Raw genomic sequence first — 14377 nt, 5'->3', positions numbered from 1 at the left:
TTATGCGCCAACAATCAAGTTATATGTGACCGTTCCTGTATACGTTCCAGAATAGTTATCTGGATAGATCAGGAGGTCAACGCCGCGATAGTTTTTATCCCAGTTCCCTTTTTCCGATGAATTAGTCAACACGTAGGTTTCTTTATCGGAAACGACCGTGTGCGTTTCCACCACTTGTGGGGTTGTTGTTAACGTCGCGAACGTATCCGTTTGTAGATAAACTGGTGTGGCGTCTAACGTCCGACCTGTTGATGAATCGACAAACGGAGTGGACGCTACCGCAAGTTGCCAGTTTAGACCCTGGGCGTTATTACTAACGACCGATAAATTCCACGTATTGTTCGATCCTAGAATCGGTGTGGACTGCATCCGCCCAGCCAATTTGGATGAGCTTCCCAGTGAAATGCTGTTAAAGCGCATGTTTTCAGACTTATCAACCAGGGTGATCATCCCCACTGGCCCACTCAAGGCAATCTGGCGCTGATTTCCACTGTTATCCACTGTTCGGAGCAAAACACTGTTATAGTCCGTCGTACTCAGTTGGTCTGGCGTCAGTGTTAACGACCACTTGCCCGCATCCGCCTGGATTGCAACTGGGGTGCCGTTTACCGTTGCAGTAATTGTTTTTAGATTCGTCGTCACCGTCCCGGACAACGTGTTGGTAGTCTGAAGGTATTTCACCGTTTGAACAATTGCCGGATGGGAGGCCGTTGCTGCATAATTCACATCTTGCTGATTCATCTTGGTGACGGTAAAGTCACTATCTGCCCGTTCTAAATCACGTTTGGTTGTTGTGTCGTTATCGTCCGTGGTTTTCTTCTCATCTGACGTTGGTGTCTTTTCTTGGTCATCACTATTAGATGATGACGTTTCGGTTGTCTCTTTCTCGTCTGCCGGCGCAACCGTTAATGTCAGTTGATTCGTATTGAACTCTTGATCAAACCCCTTAGCTTGCCATTCAATAGCAAGCTTTTGTTGTTTTTCCACACTTTTTGGAAGCTGTAACGTTGCCTGAACTTCGACGGTGGTGGCCCCCGCCGCTAACTTATCAGAATTGAGCTTGATCTCTTTCTCGTTATTCCCATCAAACGACTTTGCAACAACTTCATGATTATTTTGCAACACCTTGACCGTTTTGTACTGACCACCCGTAATGCTTGGCAACACAATGGTAACGGCGTCTGCATCCTTTTCCGTTGTCACCTTGAGCGTTCCCGTTAACGTTACCGTGCTCTCGCCAGCAAGTTCATCTGTTGACGTAACGGCTTGTCCATCCGCATTTTTTGCCGCTAAGGTAAAGTCAGCCGTTGGTGCCGCTGGTTCGGTTGTTGTTTCTGTTGGCGTTGCGTCCGTCGCATGCACAATCACCCGCGCTGGCCAGTTGAACGTTGCCAACAGAATCAGCAGGGTCAAGATGATGGACAGACTTCGGTGCCGGTGATTTTGCATGACCTTCCTCACTTTCGTTTATTCTTAAACAACTGCCAAATGATGATTCCAAGCGCGATGATCACCACCGCGAGCAATCCAATGATCAACCAGCTATACCACGGCATTGAGACACTTTCACTCGCAACTGCCTGATTTTTAGCGCGGTTAACTTCGTCCTTTGAAACGGTAAAATCACGCTTTTCGTTCAGCAGCGTTTGGTTGCCCTGTTTAACCGTCACGGTTGCCTGATACTTCCCGGCGGCTAACTTTTTATCGTTGTACTGCGTCCCGAGCTTCATTGTCGACTGTGGTGCTAATGCCAACGCTTCCTTCTTAGCAGACACCTTGTCCTTCCCATTTTGCTTCGTCACGGTCGTGGTCACAGTCAGATTCTTTAACACTTCTGGTTGCTTGTTTTCGATGTTCGTCTGGATGACTGTGTGGGCGTTCACGGTACTAGCCTTAACCGCACCTAACGAAACGTCGTGTTTGACCGCTTTAGCTGATTCCCGAATTTCGACACCAATCACATAGGCATACTTATTGGTTAGGCTCAATTGGCCGTCCTGTTTGTTTTGATCCGCATTCTTTTGATCCACCTGTTCCACTAAAAAGCCGCCAAGGATAACCCCAGCAAACTGTTTTTTCGGTGTGGACAAGGTAAACGTGACCCGTTTGCTATCCCGTGCTGGCACCGTCACAGTCTGCTTTGCCGATAGTAACGTGTGCATGGGGGTCGTTTGGTCCGCAGTTTGTTTTTTGCTCGTTGCCGAGTAATCGATCGCCCCGTTCTCATTTGTCGTGGCGGACGTTGGCGTCACCGTGTACTGGGCTTCCTGATCCGTGTTATTTGCGATCACTAACGATAGTGACTGCTTCTCGTTTGGTTTAACCTGTAATTTAAAGAAGCTCGCCTGATTATCGTATTGGTTGCTTGGTAACACTGGTGACACGCTGAAACCAACCTGATTGTCATCCGCATGTGCTTGAAGGGTCCCAACCAAGAAAATGCTTAACAATAACGTTAAGACACCCACCCATTTCTTCTTCATAAGTTACCCTCCTTCACCATTAATGAGATACCACTGAACCGTCCCGGTGTAATGCACGTTTGCTTTCGCCGTACCGCCATAAATTCGTAATTTTGTGTCACTGGCGGAAAAGTAATCCTGCCAGGTCGACATCCCGGTACCCGCCGGGGCTGTAAAAATGGTGGCACTCTGATTATTCGTCGGAATGGTCACGTTTAGCGCTGTTGGGGCGGGCGTTGAGTTATCACCGGTCTGGTTGATCACATTACTGCCACCTACCTCAATTTGCGCGCCCGTCAGTTGGTCCTTCCCGTCCGTCGATGTTAACGGTGAGACACCAACCTGTAATTGCCAACCATCATAAGAAGCCGCGTCGTACGTTAACTGGATGAACGGCTTTTTATTGTTCAGCGCGTACGTTTTTGTTCCGGCTGAGACAGCGTCCGTTTTGAAACTAAAGTTTGGTAAGTAGTCGATCACAAGGTCCCCAATCGCACCGGTGACAACGCCGTCACCCGTATGGTCATCCGCCTTTTGCTGATTTGGATAATTGGGGTCATACACCTCGTTAGCGGCCGTATGGGCACCACTGAAGTCAATGTTCGCGTCCCGGTCGTGTTACTGCTGTACGGCACTGCCAGTGCCGTTGAGGCTAATCCTAGGCTCAGCAACGCCACGCAACTTGCACAAAGCCACTTTGCTCGATTTAACTTCATGTTGTTGTCACCTCGCCTTTACTCTGCTGCCGTTATGGTCCACGTCAACGTGCTGGTGTAAGACAGATCCTTTTTCACAGCGCCCTTTGGCACGGTCAACGTAATCAAATTATTGTTAAAGTGGTCATCCCACACCCCGATCCCGTTGCCGTTGGTTGCTGACAATAACTTCACTGAATCAGCTGATTTACCGCTGGCCGTGATGGAACCGGTACTTGCCGTGGGGGCGCCCCCAGTCGTTCCCGAATCCGCCCGGGTGATCGTCTGACCGGTAACGCCACTATCTGGATCGCCGAACGTCAGCACGGCGCCATCCAGGGTGTACGTTTTGTTGGACGGTAGTGGGAACCAGGTAAACTTTGTTTTAGAAAACTTGCTGGCCTTTACGCTAACACTCCATCCGTTCCCAAGCCCCCGCGTGTCTGCGACTTCCAGCTGACTAACAACTGTTTTAGCAGTGTACGTCTTTGCGGCACTACTCACGTCACTACTGTTTTGCTTACCAAACGCGAAGCTTGGGACACTGACCAAACTTAACTGTTTTGAGGCGCTATTAATCGTCACTTGGGGCGTCGTGGCATGGGTTGCGGCAAGCTCAGCGTCATCGGCATGGGCACTCATGCCCATCACTGCCATGCTGCACATCATCATTAAAAGCGTTCTCCACAGTCGCATTATTTTCTCCTTCCAACCTTAATGTGGTAGATCAGCCAACCAATAACACCGAGGAGAAGTAAGCAGAAGATACTGAGCGCAATGATCCATGTTGTCCGCCGTGAATCATTTTCGTACGCATTCTTGATTGCGTCCATCGTGCTCACGTGAAGCCGTTCTTCAAACGTCTTTTTGTACTTCCCGTTTTCAGCCGTGACTGCCACTTTCACCGTGTAATTACCAGGCCGTAGTGTTTTGGTTGCCGCGTCCAGCTTCATTTTCATCGTGGTCTGTGGCGCCATCATCATGTGTTCACGGGTGGTTGTTAGTTCTTGTTGAACCTTGCTTCCCCGCTTAACGGTCGCCTTGACCGTCACATCACTAAGCACGTTTTTCGTTTTGTTATTCAGTGGGACTTCCACATACGCCTGACGATCATCAGTGATGAGTTCCGGTGTCCCCATCGTCACCATTGGGTCAACCTTGGTGTCCTTTTCGTTTAGAACCACACCCATTTGGTAGGTAAAACGGTTGTTCAACGTTAAGCCCTGTTTCGTCGTTTTCTTGGTGTTTAAGTCGCCAACCTGTTGGAGGGTGATCCCCCCAAGGATGATGCCGTCGAACGATTTTTTCGGCATTTTGATCTTTGTTTGAACGACCTTTTTCCCGTTTGCTGGCACCGTGACTTTAAACGGTTTTGTTTGGTTCACGTCTTGGAACGTCGGTCCGCCCGTACTGCCTGTCTTTGGCTTGTACTTGTCGTAGGTGATGACACCATTTCCGTTTGTTAACGCATCATTTGGTGAAACTTTATATGTGGTTGCGGTGTTGCTGTTATTGATCACCGTCATCGACAGAGTCTGTGTCTGGCCCGGCTTCATTCGTAAGTTGAAGTAACCCACATTTTTTAAATGCTGATTACTTGGCTGCTGCGGGAGGACGACGGTTGCTGGTGAATCACCGTTTGTTTCCGCCTTAACTTGGCTCCCGCCAATCATCATTAAGCCAATGATCAGCGCCATCAATCCGGTCGTCACTTTTCCCCATTGTTTCATCATCCATCGCCTCCTTAACAGTTGTTATGCGTTTATGTAAGTGTGCACCTTTCGATGCACAGGTTGTCGTTCAGCAGATCAATTAAAAGGTTGATGAATCTGTCACACTGTTCGACAACTTCCAATCGATTGTCCCTGAATAACTCGCGTTCGCCATCGCCGTTCCTTGACGAACGTTCAGGGAAACATCATCTGCACCCCATGATTGAACCCATTCACCGGTTCCTTCACCCGTGGCAGCAGTCATCAGAGCCACTTCATCACCACCGGCAGTCAGCATGTTACTGGTGCTGACTCCAGATGGCGCCGTCCCAACCCCAGTGGTTGCAACATCACCGTTGTTGAAGTACAGCTGTGCGGCCGTCAACGTTCCTGATGTCCCTGCGTCATTGGTTCCCTTAATGGCGCCTAACTTAGCAGATAAACTCCAACCTGCCGCCGTTCCACGACCATCGACTAAGTCAACTTGAGGATCCGCCCCCGTTAACGTGTACGCTTGGTCAGAAGTCTTATTCCGATCAACCGACCCAAAGTCCAGTGTTGGTACGCTCTTTAGTTGTAAGTCTCCCTCTTCACCCGGATTCGTTTCTTCTTCTTTATTGAAGGCAATGCTAGCAGTCGTACTCTGCTGATCACTAGAAGTGTCCGCAAATGACGTTACCGCTGGTGCCAAAGTGAATGCGAGTAAAGCAGTTGTTGCTAATGCAGCTAATTTTTTGGTTGGTTGCATTGTGATTTCCTCCTAAGGATTCGTAGCGTCAACAATTTTAAAACTTAATTTATTCCCCGTTGATAACCGTCCAGGTTAAGGTGGCAGTGTACTGTCCGTTTACGTTCCCACCCGGGACGGTAAGTGAAACGTCAGCCGGCTGATAAGCCGCCGTCCACGTATTTGCCGGTAAGTTTTCGCTTGCTTGCATAATCGTTGCGGCTTCGTTGTTCGCCGATAAACTGACTGCATTTGTGGTTACTTTATTGGTTGCGGTTGCGTTACCAGTAACACCAACTTGATCAAAGGCCAGGGTAACTCCTTTTAATAAGGTACCGTCCGTAGTTGCAAACGGGCTTGCCGTGATCATGACCCGCCACGCCCCTGAACTACTACCGCTATCTTCAATCTGAAGCCCGGGGCTAACAGTAGCGGAACTGTACACCTGATTGCTTCCGGTACTACTCTTGGTTCCAAACTGAATCTGGGGTGCCCCAGCAATACTTAATGTTCCTGGCGTTAAAGTGATGTCAGCCTTTGTCGATTCTGCTTGTGCTGGCATGACCAGCCACATTAGAATCAGTCCGGCAATCAACCACCCGTGCAGCCATCCGTGCGCCAATTTTCTTACCAACGTTCACACCTCCGTCCAACCGGGTTGAGCGCGTCACTTGCCTCCTTTCCCTTTACGATGCCTATACTATACAAGGATTTTTATTGGTCATCGGCTCATGTTTGCAAACTTAATTTTGTAAAATTGACCTTCTTAATTGATCCGATAAATGATTTACTCACTAACCCAATCAATTAAAACAACGCGTCTTTCCTGATGGAGCAACACTAAATTCAATTACAAAAAAATGGTCAACCCATGTTTTGGGTTGACCATTTTAATTAACCAGTCATTTTTTCCGATTACTCAGCAAGCTCAGCAACTTCTTCGACATCAACAATGTTATAGATATTATCAATTAATTCATTGGTACTCTGCAAAAAGAGTAATCCAGTCGTCGTAATGGACATAATCGTTATCCGGCGATCATGGACATCATTTTTTAGTTTAATAAAATCACTCTTAAGGAGCCGCTTTACTTCCGTTGAGACTGCAGAACGGGTGACATCCAAATTAGCCGCACAAACATAAACGGGTTGGGGCCCATTTGTGTTTAGCATGTGCAGTACCTGAATTGCCAATAAGGACACGGGCAGATGGGCACCTTTAATGACCTCTGACACCTGTCGATACGTGTTCATAAACGCCGAGATGGTGTTTAACTCACTGCTCAGTTTATCGTTCATCGCCAGTTTACCCCCATTTTCAAACACTCACTTAATCATCAATGCCCTCTCAGTATAGTTGACAACGTTGATGGTTAATTCTCAAAAATATCGTTAAACTCGCAATTAATCAGAGCAATAAGGACCTGCCCCGCTAACCAGCCTGTTATTCATTATAGTGTGATGACGATTGCCACCACGATAAGTACGCCGCCTGTCACTAGAAACCAGCGATTCCAGTTTGATAATCGCAGCGGTTGATTCTTTTTGATCACAATGTCATTCATGTTCATCGGTTGGTCATCCTCATCAGCTGCCTGACCCTTAAGGCGCTTCCGTCGACGAAAGCCCGCAAACAGGTTTGCATGACTCAGCTGCATCACGGCCCCAATGGCAATCAAAAAGAGCCCACTCATGAAGAAAACGTTCGACACCGTCACGATTGTCACGTGGCAGGCAATCGCAACACCCCCACCGAGCAACATTAAGACCAGTAGTCCACCAAGCCACCACATGGGTTTTGTTTTCTGATTCATTTTTCACACCCCCATTTCTTTAAACTAAAAATGCCGCAACAAATTGCGACATTAACAGTTGATTCTTAATTGGTCCGGCCATCCCGACGGAAACGTGTCTTAAATAAAGGACTAACCGCTTTGTTTTCATTGATTCGTTTGATAGCATCCCCGACAAGTGGTGCGATGGAGACCTGCACCAACTTATCAAAATGCTTATCTTCTGGCAGGTTAATGGAGTCAGTGACCACAACCTGCTTAAACGCTGATTCCTTCAACCGATCAACGGCAGGGCCTGATAGAACCGCGTGAGAACAGCATGCGTACACTTCCTCTGCGCCCGCTTCCATCAAGGCTTTCGCCCCTAATGTAATGGTTCCGGCCGTGTCGATCATGTCATCGATCATGATACATTTTTTACCCTTAACGTCACCAATGATGTTCATGATCTCAGCAACATTGGCCCGGGGGCGCCGCTTGTCGATGATGGCAATAGGTGCTTTCAGAAATTCTGCTAAGGCTCGCGCCCGCGTCACACCACCATGGTCCGGTGAAACAACAACCGCGTTTTCAGCCACGTGATTAGTGATAAAGTAGTCCGCTAATAATGGGGCTGCCATCATGTGGTCAACCGGAATATCGAAGAATCCCTGAATCTGGGCGGCATGGAGATCTAACGCCAATAGCCGGGTTGCCCCTGCCTTTTCAAACATGTCGGCGACCAGTTTCGCCGTAATGGGTTCGCGTGACCGCGCCTTTCTGTCTTGACGCGCATACCCATAGTAAGGAACCACCAAGTTAATTGTGTTTGCACTGGCACGCCGTAACGCGTCAATCATGATCAACAATTCCATCAGGTTGTCGTTGACCGGGGCTGACGTCGACTGAATCAAGTAAACGTTATCCCCCCGAACACTTTCTTCGATGTTGATCCGGATTTCCCCGTCACTAAAGCGGTCAACCGAGGTCTTCCCCAGTTCCACGCCCACTTCCTTGGCAATTTTTTCAGCCAACGGACGGTTCGAATTTAGGGCAAAAATCTTCAATTTAGGATCAAAATATTGAGTTGACATGTTCCCTCCACAAGGATGATTTAAGTCTTCAAGCCAGTGTTTAACCTAGCTTAATGGTACTCATTAACGAATGTTGGCGCAACTAAGAACAATTTATTTATCTTCTGGTTTGTGTGGCAATTTGGTCCAGTAGTCTGGCTTGTTGGTCTGGCGTTCACGGGCGATGGCCATTTCATGACGTGCCACATCCTTCGTGATGGTTGAACCAGCCGCGATAAACGAATGGTCAGCCACAGTCAGTGGTGCGACAAGGTTGGAATTACTTCCGATAAAGCTGTGATTACCAACGACGGTGTGGTGCTTTTTAACCCCGTCATAATTAATGAAGACCACACCACAACCAACGTTAATGTCCGTTCCTAACGTTGCGTCACCAACATAGGTCAAATGGCCCACCTTGGTCCGCGCGCCAATGTCAGCCTTCTTAACTTCCACAAAGTTACCTAAGTGGGCGTCGGCACCAATATGAGCACCAGGACGTAAATGACTCATTGGGCCAATGTTTGAGCCTGTTTCCATTTCGCTATCTTCAATCATTGATGACGTCACGGTCACACCATCGTGAATGATGCCGTTGCGAATTTCGGAGTTCGCACCGATGACACAGTCCTCACCAATGACGGTGTGGCCCTTCAGCTGAACGTTTGGTTCAACAATGGTATCCGCACCGATCACCACATCACTATCAATGTAGGTGTGTTCGGGATCAATAAACGTCACCCCGTTTTTCATGTGCGCGTCGTTGATCCGTTTACGCATCACCTTCGTGGCTGTGGCAAGCGCCATCCGATCGTTGACCCCCATGGATTCACTAAAATCACTCATCCGGTAAGCACCAACCCGTTGGCCAGCGTGCTTCAAGATCTGGGCCACGTCAGTGAGGTAGTATTCCCCCTGCGCATTATCATTTTTAACCTGGTGAAGTGCGTTAAACAAGGCTTTGTTATCAAACACGTAAACACCCGTGTTAATTTCGTTGACGGCAGCTTCTTCCACCGTGGCGTCCTTTTGTTCAACGATCTTTTCAACCAGGCCAATGTCATTTCGGATAATACGGCCGTAACCGGTTGGATCTGGGGCAATTGACGTTAAAACGGTCGCAACGTCGCCCTTTGCTTCGTGGTAATCAAACAGCCGTTGCAACGTTTCTGCCTTAAACAGCGGTGTGTCACCACTCATGATCAACGTTACACCATCAGCGTCACCCAACAAAGGTTCCGTTTGAAGCACTGCGTGACCCGTGCCCAACTGTTGTTCTTGCATCACATATTGGGTTCGGTCGCCCAACTGTTTGCGGACATCATCAGCGCCAAAACCGACAACGGTCACAATGTGGTCCATGTTTGTTTGTTCCACCTGTGTTAACACGTGGTCAACCATGGTCTTGCCACACACCTGGTGCAGCACCTTGTACAGCTTTGATCTCATCCGGGTACCTTTACCCGCCGCCAGAATAATCGTATTCCGTGAACTCATTTTTCTCTACCTTTCGTTACCAAAGACCCGATCCAAGTAGTTTCCTGGGGTTGCTTTAATCGGTTCAGCTTCGCTTTGGAGTGTCTCAATGTGCAGTAATGACGTAAACGTCTCGGATTGGCGTTCACCGTTAAACCGACCCTCACCAAAAACAGTGACCCCGGCGACATCACAATCCAATTCGCGAACAAGACTTGCTAATCCAGAAATTGTTCCGCCACCCTTCACAAAGTCATCAACGATCAAGACCCGTGAGCCAGCTGGGAGCGCCCGTTTCGAAATTTGCATTTTTTCAATGGCGGTCGATGAACCAGAAACATAGTTCACGCTGACCGTTGCGCCATCTGTAATCGCGCCATCCTGACGTGCAATGACAAACGGGACGTTGAGTTGTTCTGCCACCGCCTGCGCAATCGGAATTCCCTTTACAGACACCGTTAAAACAACATCGATGGTTTGGTTCATGTACTGGGTAGCAATTAAGCGACCAATTTGGCGTAACACGCTGGGTTGCCCCAGTAAGTCAGATAGGTAGACATAACCACCAGGCATCACCCGGTGAGAGTCAGAAACTTGTTGGCACAGTTCGGCAATGTAATCCTCAGCATCTTCTTTCAAGATGTACGGAATGAACCTGGCCCCACCAGCGGCACCAGGTAATGTCTCTAATAAACCAGTTCCGCGTTCCTGGAACGTTCGTTTTAAAATCGTTAGATCCTCACTAATGGAGGATTTCGCAGATTCATATCGTTCCGCGAAAAAAGAAAGTGATACTAGTGTCCGCGGCCGCTCTAATAAAAAGCGGGTCATGTCAATTAAGCGATCTGATCGTCTAACTTTCACCTTTAGCTACCTCATCCTCATGAATTATTTTGATTGAACGGAAAAAACGTTCTTTGCTTGCTTTATTTTAGCACAACGTTCGTGAATTCAGTCAATTCAATTGAAAAGAGTTTGCGATATTCGGACAACTTTCTGTCATTTTAATCGCCAAACGTTATCTGGATGATAATCATTACCGAAAATCAAAGTGCAGACCGCGATTCTTCTAACAGAAAAGCCCACTTATGGACTAAAACCGTTTTTTAGTCGTTCATTACTGCCATAAACGCGAAACAAAGTGCAGACCGCGATTCATCTAACAGAAAAGCCCACTCATGGACTAAAACCGTCTTTAGTCGTTCATTACTGCCATAAACGCGAAACAAAGCGCAGACCGCGATTCATCTAACAGAAAAGCCCACTTATGGGCTAAAACCGTCCATAAGTGGGCTTTTCTGTTAGATGAAGGGGCCTTAACGCACTTTGTTTCGCTCTCATCTTTATTTCGTTGTCCACCAATTCATTACCAAACCACCAAAGTAAAAGAACACCTCAATCACCGCGATGAAAAAGGACACCGGCCAATTGGTCCAGTAACTTAACGCCAATCCTAGCCACACGCCCACCAGTGCAAACGCGATTGCCACAAAAATCATTTTTCCGACCCCGTGGGCAAAATACTTTGCCGCAGCCGCCGGTAACGTTAGCAAGATGAAAATTAGTAAAGAACCAACGATTTGCGCCGCGACGCTCACGGAAAAGGCCAAGGCCACTAAGAAAACAATTGATAACAACGTTTGGTGCAAACCGGCCACCCGAGCGCCAACCGCGTCAAATGAATCAAATTTGAGTGCGCGGTACACACCCATAATCACGATAACCACTGCGGCTGCCAGCAAAGTGACCTGTGCCACCGACTGGCGGCTAATCCCGATGACCGACCCAAACAAGATGTTGGTGGCTGAACTGGCGTTTTGGTTGGAAAGTGAGAGAAATAAAATTCCCAAACCAATTGCCAACGCTGAAATTGAGGTAATCGCTGCTTCTCGCCGTGAGGCCTTCGTGCTTAACTGTCCCACCGCAACCGAACTGACCGTGGTGAACACCAGCATTCCTGCTAACGGTGTCCACCCAATGAATAAGCCAAACGCGGCCCCGGCAAACCCGATTTCGGACAGTGTATGGGTCAAGAAGGACATGTTTCGCGCAACAACAAACACGCCAACCAAACCGCTAACGATCGCAATCAGCGTCCCCGCGGCAAACGCGTTTTGCATAAATGGATAACTAAGCATGAGCCGCCTCCAGTACCGTTTCTTTCAAATCGTGAATGTCCCCTTGGCGATAACGACCCGGTTCCATCAGTAAAAAGTTTGTCGAATATTGTTGTGTTAGTGGTAAATCATGCGTGACGAAAACGACCGCTGCTTGCGTTCTCAGCTGATATTGCTGCACAAGATCCAACAACTCATACTTCATATTGTTATCTAAACTTGCCGTTGATTCATCCAGGATCAATAATTGCGGTTCCCGAATGAGGGCCTGTGCTAAGTATGCTTTTTGTAATTCACCGCCCGACACCTTACCAAGCGGCGTTTGGGCAATTTTCGTGAGATCCGTTTGAACCAGTGCATGCTCAATTTGTGCGCGTTCGCCAGCTGACCACCATGGAACTAGCCGGGTTGGCAATGCCAACCCAACAAAGTCGCGAACCGTCAGCGGATACTCTGCATCAACATTTCGGAACTGGGGAACATACCCCACGTTGACTGCCCGCCGTTCTGGCAAGTAGGTCACTTGCCCCGTGGTTGGTCGTAGCTGACCGAGTAAGAGTCGAATCAGGGTCGTTTTTCCCACGCCATTTTCACCCAAAATGCTTAAAAATTCTCCTGGACGCACCTGAAAGGAGAGGTCAGTGAAGACCGTCTTATTGGGGAAACGCATCGTTAACTGCTCAACGCTAACGAGTGGTGTTGCCCCCGCACCTTTATCTGTCATCTTCTTTTGCCTCCTTTAAAGCCGCCTGAACCTGCGTCAATTCTGCCGTCATCCACTGAGCGTACGTTTTCCCCCGTGGCAGTGTTTCCGTTACCTTAACAACCGGTACATGGTAGCGCCGGGCTGTTTTCGTCATGTTATCCACGATTGTCTGTGAATTTTGCGTGTTCTCCACCCACATGACAACCCGATGATGTTTAAAATCTGCAGTCAATTTTGCAATGTCTGCCGGTGATGGGTCCGTTCCTTCTTCCACCGACCGGGCAAAATGGTCGTTTGTTACCTTCAGACCAGCCGCCGTCAGCATGTCATTTGCCACCGGTTCACTCACCGCGACCCGTTGGTTTTGACTCGTTTTCCGGATCTGCTGTGTCAGCTGGTGCCACGGTGTTAACGTGGCTAAGTAGCGCGTCGCATTTTGCTGAAATTGGCGTTTTCGCTGTGGCTGCAACCGACTAAACCGGCTGACCAGTTGCTTAACCACCAACGGCATTGTCTTTTTGTGATACCACACGTGGGGATTGTCCCCTGCTTTTCGGGAAAGCAGCTGATCACCCACCGTAATTGTTTGCCGTTGCTTATTGTTCGCCGTTGCAACGCGTGTCAACCAGTCGTCATAGCCAACCCCGTTAGCGATAACAACGTCTGCTTTAGCCACCTGTTTTGCGGTGGCCGTTGTGGGCTCGTAGTCCTCTGCGTCAATCGACGGACTGTTAATGATGGCGGTTGCTGTTCCAGCGTGCCCAAGCACTGCCTGTGCGGCCTCCGCGTACACGTCTAGTGAGCTCACGACGGTAATGGATCGTGACCGCGCGTGCGCTGATTGAACGTGCCCCATCATCAACCCACCCATCAGGCTAGCGGTCAGTAATGTTATAATGAATCCAATTCGCAATTGCTTCATGACCGGTTCCTTTCAGGTAATTATTCTAAAACGTAATGATTACTGTTTAACAGTTTACAGAATCTCATCCATGAATGCAATCCACAAATTATTTCGAGGTTAATAACAATGCGGCAATCACTGACGTTTCACCACATCGGCAAACCCGTTCCGCTCGCCGATATTAAAGACGCACCGGCCGTTAAGTACGCCAAAATTTATGACATGTACTCGCTGGACCAACTAAATGAACTGGGAATTCCCATTGAACTTCACGCGTTTGGTCCTGACTGCCCACTCGATCCAATCATTCAAGCCCAGACGCACGTCGCCTTTAAGGTTGCTGACATCCGCGCAGCACTGGTTGATCAAGATATCGTCATGCCCCTTTACCAACCCTTTGCCGGTTACGAATGTGCAATGATCATGTTAAAGCAGGTTCCCATTGAGTTGATCGAAACCACCCTTTCTGAAGCAGAAATTTGGGGCGACGGTCCGTTTCATAACAGCATTCTTTACCCTGAAAATCGGCGTTAGCTTGACAGGTTACCCTACAAGCAGTTATAGTGCCACTAAATTCAATTCATTCGGAGGACTTCAGCCAATGCGTAACTAAGCCTTGTTGGATCACCAATTAAACAGCCTGTAAATCATCATTCACACCCTTGATGGGTCGTGTTTGGCGTGTGTTTTCATGCTGATTAATTGGTTGACCATGGCTTAGGTACAACGCAGG

General features: G+C 48.4%; 16 protein-coding genes. 1 reads left to right on the top strand and 15 read right to left on the bottom strand.

Annotated elements, in window-relative coordinates:
* From ACKTR5_RS03045 to ACKTR5_RS02975, 15 genes are all read right to left on the bottom strand, one after another.
* A complete protein-coding gene (locus tag ACKTR5_RS03045) occupies positions 1-1449 on the bottom strand; it encodes a hypothetical protein (RefSeq protein WP_407879073.1) in 1449 nt (482 codons plus the stop codon).
* A gap of 8 nt (positions 1450-1457) precedes the next feature.
* Positions 1458-2483 carry a DUF916 and DUF3324 domain-containing protein gene (locus ACKTR5_RS03040; protein WP_407879071.1) on the bottom strand — a complete coding sequence of 342 codons (1026 nt, stop codon included), beginning with the start codon at positions 2481-2483 and terminating at the stop codon, positions 1458-1460.
* A gap of 3 nt (positions 2484-2486) precedes the next feature.
* Positions 2487-3062, bottom strand: coding sequence for a WxL domain-containing protein (locus ACKTR5_RS03035; RefSeq protein ID WP_407879158.1), 576 nt, complete (start codon positions 3060-3062; stop codon positions 2487-2489).
* 134 nt (positions 3063-3196) lie between these two features.
* Positions 3197-3814 (bottom strand): WxL domain-containing protein, encoded by a 618-nt coding sequence (locus ACKTR5_RS03030; RefSeq protein WP_407879069.1) that lies wholly within the window; start codon positions 3812-3814, stop codon positions 3197-3199.
* Positions 3815-3852: 38 nt separating this feature from the next.
* Entirely contained in the window at positions 3853-4890 is a 1038-nt protein-coding gene (locus ACKTR5_RS03025; RefSeq protein ID WP_407879068.1) for a DUF916 domain-containing protein, read from the bottom strand.
* A 79-nt stretch (positions 4891-4969) separates the two neighbouring features.
* Positions 4970-5617: a WxL domain-containing protein gene (locus ACKTR5_RS03020; protein WP_407879066.1), complete on the bottom strand. Its 648-nt coding sequence runs from the start codon at positions 5615-5617 to the stop codon at positions 4970-4972.
* Positions 5618-5666: 49 nt separating this feature from the next.
* Positions 5667-6230 carry a WxL domain-containing protein gene (locus tag ACKTR5_RS03015; protein ID WP_407879065.1) on the bottom strand — a complete coding sequence of 188 codons (564 nt, stop codon included), beginning with the start codon at positions 6228-6230 and terminating at the stop codon, positions 5667-5669.
* A 281-nt stretch (positions 6231-6511) separates the two neighbouring features.
* On the bottom strand, positions 6512-6895 hold the full coding sequence (locus ACKTR5_RS03010) for a MarR family winged helix-turn-helix transcriptional regulator (protein WP_407879063.1): 384 nt from the start codon (positions 6893-6895) through the stop codon (positions 6512-6514).
* A 152-nt stretch (positions 6896-7047) separates the two neighbouring features.
* On the bottom strand, positions 7048-7410 hold the full coding sequence (locus ACKTR5_RS03005; RefSeq protein ID WP_407879061.1) for a DUF3899 domain-containing protein: 363 nt from the start codon (positions 7408-7410) through the stop codon (positions 7048-7050).
* Between the two features lie 65 nt (positions 7411-7475).
* Positions 7476-8462, bottom strand: coding sequence for a ribose-phosphate diphosphokinase (locus ACKTR5_RS03000; protein ID WP_407879059.1), 987 nt, complete (start codon positions 8460-8462; stop codon positions 7476-7478).
* Positions 8463-8555: 93 nt separating this feature from the next.
* On the bottom strand, positions 8556-9938 hold the full coding sequence (glmU, locus tag ACKTR5_RS02995; RefSeq protein WP_407879057.1) for a bifunctional UDP-N-acetylglucosamine diphosphorylase/glucosamine-1-phosphate N-acetyltransferase GlmU: 1383 nt from the start codon (positions 9936-9938) through the stop codon (positions 8556-8558).
* Positions 9939-9944: 6 nt separating this feature from the next.
* A complete protein-coding gene (gene purR / locus ACKTR5_RS02990) occupies positions 9945-10781 on the bottom strand; it encodes a pur operon repressor (protein ID WP_407879055.1) in 837 nt (278 codons plus the stop codon).
* A gap of 479 nt (positions 10782-11260) precedes the next feature.
* On the bottom strand, positions 11261-12055 hold the full coding sequence (locus ACKTR5_RS02985) for a metal ABC transporter permease (protein WP_407879054.1): 795 nt from the start codon (positions 12053-12055) through the stop codon (positions 11261-11263).
* Positions 12048-12758 carry a metal ABC transporter ATP-binding protein gene (locus ACKTR5_RS02980; protein WP_407879053.1) on the bottom strand — a complete coding sequence of 237 codons (711 nt, stop codon included), beginning with the start codon at positions 12756-12758 and terminating at the stop codon, positions 12048-12050. The genes ACKTR5_RS02985 and ACKTR5_RS02980 overlap by 8 nt, the downstream gene beginning before the upstream one ends.
* Entirely contained in the window at positions 12748-13662 is a 915-nt protein-coding gene (locus ACKTR5_RS02975) for a metal ABC transporter solute-binding protein, Zn/Mn family (protein WP_407879051.1), read from the bottom strand. The genes ACKTR5_RS02980 and ACKTR5_RS02975 overlap by 11 nt, the downstream gene beginning before the upstream one ends.
* 108 nt (positions 13663-13770) lie before the next feature.
* Here ACKTR5_RS02975 and ACKTR5_RS02970 point away from each other — a divergent pair, with 108 nt between their 5' ends.
* Entirely contained in the window at positions 13771-14178 is a 408-nt protein-coding gene (locus tag ACKTR5_RS02970) for a hypothetical protein (protein ID WP_407879049.1), read from the top strand.
* The last annotated feature ends 199 nt before the right edge of the window (positions 14179-14377 follow it).

Origin of the sequence: Furfurilactobacillus entadae, from assembly GCF_045862745.1 — a bacterium.
Lineage (GTDB): Bacteria > Bacillota > Bacilli > Lactobacillales > Lactobacillaceae > Furfurilactobacillus > Furfurilactobacillus entadae.
This window is presented reverse-complemented; position numbering and strand designations above follow the sequence as displayed.

Excerpts from the sequence above, each read along its gene's own strand:
- ACKTR5_RS03010 (WP_407879063.1), bottom strand. The coding sequence starts at position 6,895 with ATGAACGATAAACTGAGCAGTGAGTTAAACACCATCTCGGCGTTTATG.
- ACKTR5_RS02980 (WP_407879053.1), bottom strand. The coding sequence starts at position 12,758 with ATGACAGATAAAGGTGCGGGGGCAACACCACTCGTTAGCGTTGAGCAG.
- ACKTR5_RS03005 (WP_407879061.1), bottom strand. The coding sequence starts at position 7,410 with ATGAATCAGAAAACAAAACCCATGTGGTGGCTTGGTGGACTACTGGTC.
- ACKTR5_RS02970 (WP_407879049.1), top strand. The coding sequence starts at position 13,771 with ATGCGGCAATCACTGACGTTTCACCACATCGGCAAACCCGTTCCGCTC.
- glmU (WP_407879057.1), bottom strand. The coding sequence starts at position 9,938 with ATGAGTTCACGGAATACGATTATTCTGGCGGCGGGTAAAGGTACCCGG.
- ACKTR5_RS03045 (WP_407879073.1), bottom strand. The coding sequence starts at position 1,449 with ATGCAAAATCACCGGCACCGAAGTCTGTCCATCATCTTGACCCTGCTG.
- ACKTR5_RS03030 (WP_407879069.1), bottom strand. The coding sequence starts at position 3,814 with ATGGCAGTGATGGGCATGAGTGCCCATGCCGATGACGCTGAGCTTGCC.
- ACKTR5_RS03025 (WP_407879068.1), bottom strand. The coding sequence starts at position 4,890 with ATGATGAAACAATGGGGAAAAGTGACGACCGGATTGATGGCGCTGATC.
- ACKTR5_RS03020 (WP_407879066.1), bottom strand. The coding sequence starts at position 5,617 with ATGCAACCAACCAAAAAATTAGCTGCATTAGCAACAACTGCTTTACTC.
- ACKTR5_RS02985 (WP_407879054.1), bottom strand. The coding sequence starts at position 12,055 with ATGCTTAGTTATCCATTTATGCAAAACGCGTTTGCCGCGGGGACGCTG.
- ACKTR5_RS02975 (WP_407879051.1), bottom strand. The coding sequence starts at position 13,662 with ATGAAGCAATTGCGAATTGGATTCATTATAACATTACTGACCGCTAGC.
- ACKTR5_RS03040 (WP_407879071.1), bottom strand. The coding sequence starts at position 2,483 with ATGAAGAAGAAATGGGTGGGTGTCTTAACGTTATTGTTAAGCATTTTC.
- ACKTR5_RS03000 (WP_407879059.1), bottom strand. The coding sequence starts at position 8,462 with ATGTCAACTCAATATTTTGATCCTAAATTGAAGATTTTTGCCCTAAAT.